The organism is Magnetococcales bacterium (genome assembly GCA_015231175.1).
Lineage (GTDB): Bacteria > Pseudomonadota > Magnetococcia > Magnetococcales > DC0425bin3 > HA3dbin3.
The window spans coordinates 1-3451 of record JADGBZ010000153.1 but is presented as its reverse complement, the minus strand read 5'-3'; the positions used below and the strand labels follow the sequence as shown (position 1 = coordinate 3451).

At 58.4% G+C, this 3451-nt stretch carries 4 protein-coding genes; all 4 read left to right on the top strand.

Annotation, left to right across the window (positions count from 1 at the left end; all coding sequences use genetic code 11):
- Window positions 1–40 precede the first annotated feature (40 nt).
- A complete protein-coding gene (locus HQL63_16070) occupies window positions 41–661 on the top strand; it encodes a ribonuclease D (GenBank protein MBF0178339.1) in 621 nt (206 codons plus the stop codon).
- A gap of 129 nt (window positions 662–790) precedes the next feature.
- A complete protein-coding gene (locus HQL63_16065) occupies window positions 791–1540 on the top strand; it encodes an SDR family oxidoreductase (protein ID MBF0178338.1) in 750 nt (249 codons plus the stop codon).
- Window positions 1541–1581: 41 nt separating this feature from the next.
- The gene (folB, locus tag HQL63_16060; protein MBF0178337.1) at window positions 1582–1962 is read left to right on the top strand and encodes a dihydroneopterin aldolase; all 381 of its coding nucleotides are present in this window, start codon (window positions 1582–1584) and stop codon (window positions 1960–1962) included.
- A gap of 127 nt (window positions 1963–2089) precedes the next feature.
- Window positions 2090–3451: hypothetical protein (locus tag HQL63_16055; protein MBF0178336.1), on the top strand; the 1362-nt coding region annotated here is incomplete at its 3' end.

The following is a 3451-nucleotide window of genomic DNA, read 5'->3' as shown; positions in this document are numbered from 1 at the left end:
ATGACAAGAAAAGCTTAGGTATGAAAAGAAAAGCTTGGGTATGAAAGCCTTGGTCTTGCAGGATGATTTGGATGAAGAGCGTCAGCAACGCTACCTCCAAAGTCGCTATCTGGCCGTTGACACCGAAACCCAGGGGTTGCATTTGCAGCGTGATCGGTTGTGTCTGGTCCAGATGTGCAACGAAGAGGGATTGGTCACCCTGGTGCAAATCCGGCGCGATCAGGCTCCGCGCCTGAAAACGGTTCTGGAGGCCTCCGGGGTGGAAAAAATTTTCCACTTTGCCCGTTTTGATGTGGCCATGTTACGCCATCGGTTGGGTATTCAGGTGCAGCCGGTTTTTTGCACCAAGATCGCCTCACGCCTGATTCGCACCTACACCAGCTCACATGGACTCAAGGATCTGGTTGCGGAGTTCATGGATATCCGTCTGGACAAACAGCAACAATCCTCGGATTGGGCGGCGACAACCCTGACGCCGCAGCAACAGGCTTATGCGGCTGCCGATGTCGTTCACCTCGTTGCGATCAGGGAAAAACTGGTCACCATGCTGCAGCGCGAAAAGCGCCTGGAACTTGCCCAGGCCTGCATGGCCTTCCTCCCCACCCGTGCCTTGTTGGATCTGGGGGGGTGGGAAGAGGAGGATATCTTTTCCCACTCTTGAGCGTTTTCATCATGCAGCGTTTTGGGTAACCATTCACCACCCGGCAACGCATCGGGATCCAGGGGGCTGGCTCTCTGGCAGATTCAGCACCCACCCTTGTCCTGCGGCCACGCTGCCGGAGCAAGCACCTTGGAACTGAACGGAACCACGGCTCTGATTACAGGAGGAGGGCGACGACTGGGGGCTGCGTGCGCCCTGGCTCTGGCCAAGGCTGGCGTGACCACCATGATTCATTATGGCCAGACGGAAGGGGGGGCTCTGGAGGTTTGTGAACAGATTCGTCTTGCCGGTGGCCGGGCCCATCTTCTCGCCGCTGACCTGGCTGACCCCGGGCAGGCCCAGGCGCTGTTGCCACGCACAGTGGATGTCATGGGACGGGTGGATATTTTAGTCAACAGTGCCGCCATTTTTCTGCCTGGCAAGGTCTGTGACACGGAACTCCCCGCGTGGCAACGGCATCTGGCCATCAACCTGACCGCGCCGTTTTTGTTGTTGCAGGCTTTTGCCCGGCAGCCGCACCTGAACCATTCGGGTGATGCGACTGTTCGCGGCAAGGTGATCAACATTCTGGACCAGCGTATCAAGCATCCACGTCCGGGCCATTTGGCCTATACCATGGCCAAAAGCGCCCTGTGGAGTGTGACCCAGATGGCCGCCATGGAGTTGGCGCCTGTGATCCAGGTCAATGCCCTGGCTCCTGGTCCCATTCTGCCCGCCCCGGATGCTACCCCGGAGCAATTTCTGCGCATCGCCGCAGCCACCCCCATGCACCGCCCGGGAACCCTGGAAGAGATCACGGCAACGCTTCTGTTCTTGTTGCGACATGACTACATCACAGGCGATATGGTGTGCGTGGATGGCGGTGAGCATTTGCTGTAGACCGTCGTAGCCACTCGGTATCCCTTCAGAAAGGCGTGGACATGAGTCACTGTTCGGCACCCTCTCATAACGACACAATCACCATCCAGGGTCTGCATTTGCGCTGCACCATCGGCATCGAGGCGTGGGAGCGTAAGACGCGCCAGGATATTTTATTGCATATCACCCTTTCGACCGATCTTTCCCGGGCCGGACGCAGCGATCAGATTGCCGATACGGTCAATTACAAGACCCTCACCAAACGCATCATCGCCCTGGTGGAAGGTTCCTCTTTTAACCTGGTCGAGGCTTTGGCTGAAACCCTGGCCGATCTCTGTCTGGAAGAGCCTTTGGTGGAACTGGTGCGCATCGAGTTGGAAAAACCCGGTGCGTTGCGTTTTGCCCGCACGGTCGGCGTCTGTATCGAACGAAAAAAAAGGTGAGCGAAAAATAACTTGCATGGTGCTAGTTTTTCGTGATAAGGGTGTGCCAAAAAGAGTGGGGGGGGGGGAAGTTTTTTCGTCACCCCAGGGTCACGACGTAGCACTGGCGTAGCATGGAGGGATGGTCATGGTAGTTCGTTCCGCTTCTTCGGCGTGGTTAAGGACATTACACGGGTGTTCAATTGTGCTCGTTGCTGCCTTTTTTGGCGCCTGCGGGGGCGGAGGCGGGGGGGGTGGTACGACCACGACCACTGGCGCAACCGGCAGCACAGTTTTGGTGCAGACGGGTACCTTCGTTGACGACCCCGTGGACGGCGTGACTTACACCACCGCCACGCAGAGCGGCGTGACCGGCAATGGGGGCCAATTCAAGTATGCGCCGGGCGAACTGGTGACCTTCTCCGTGGGTGGCATCCAGCTAGGGCAGCCCGCAACCGCCAAAACCACCGTCACCCCGGTCGACCTTGTGCCCGGCGCAACCAGCGCCACGAACGCTACGGTCAAAAACATCGCCTCGTTTCTCCAGTCACTCAACAGCGCTCCCGGCAGCGGCAAAATCGTCATTCCAACCGGTGTGCATACCAAGCTTGTGGCGCTCAAGGATGACAGCACGGTCAAGACGCTCAATTTCAGCAGCTCCAGCGGTTTCAGCACCATTCTGACCAACGTGATGGCAAAGGTGACATCAACGGACGATTACAAGAGCGGTCTGCCCACCCAGGTAGCGCCTGACGTTGCTGCGGCGAACCTGGAAATAAACATCGCCAAAGCGGCCAGCGCAACAACCGGCGCCTGTGCCTCCTTCGCCGGGACATGGCGCGGGGGAGAGCAGGAGACCATCACCGAAGGCATGTGCTCCGCCGATTCCTACACGGACACCGTTATCGTCAAGAGCGATTGCTCCTTCACCGCTTTGCCGACAAACAACAGGACCGGCGAGGTAAGTAAGGGCGAGGGGATGTTTACCGATACCGGTAATGGCAACTTCAGCTTCAAAGAGAAAATTGTTGCGGGGAGCGGTGCTGGTTCCTTCGAAATGAGCGGCAGCGGGAAGGTGAGTGGCTCCACGTTGAGCTTCAACGGAAGCTGGACCAACTCCGGCTGTTCCGGTACCACCCAGGGGAACCTCACGCTCTCGACAGCCAGCAGCGGCACGAGCAGCCCCTCCAGCAGCGGCACGAGCAGCGGCACGAACAGCCCCTCCAGCAGCGGCACGAGCAGCGGCACGAACAGCCCCTCCAGCAACACAAGCAGCGCCAAGCCCACAAAGCTCGCTGATTTGGCGGGAACATGGAAGGTGCAGGGCCAATCCGCGACCTTCACCGTGAGCAGCTCGGGTGATACTTCGGCCTTCGACTATGTGTCGAAAGTCTCAGGGTGGTGTTTCTTGGGGGAACCGTTCTCCGCAACCATACCCGCGACCCCGGGCGCTGTTGATTCGTCGAATTTCGGCATGAAGCTGTTCTACAGCAAAGGGGAGAACTCCTAC

Bases quoted from the DNA above. Each gene is read 5' to 3' on its own strand.
- HQL63_16070 (MBF0178339.1), top strand. From the start codon at position 41: ATGAAAGCCTTGGTCTTGCAGGATGATTTGGATGAAGAGCGTCAGCAA.
- folB (MBF0178337.1), top strand. From the start codon at position 1,582: ATGAGTCACTGTTCGGCACCCTCTCATAACGACACAATCACCATCCAG.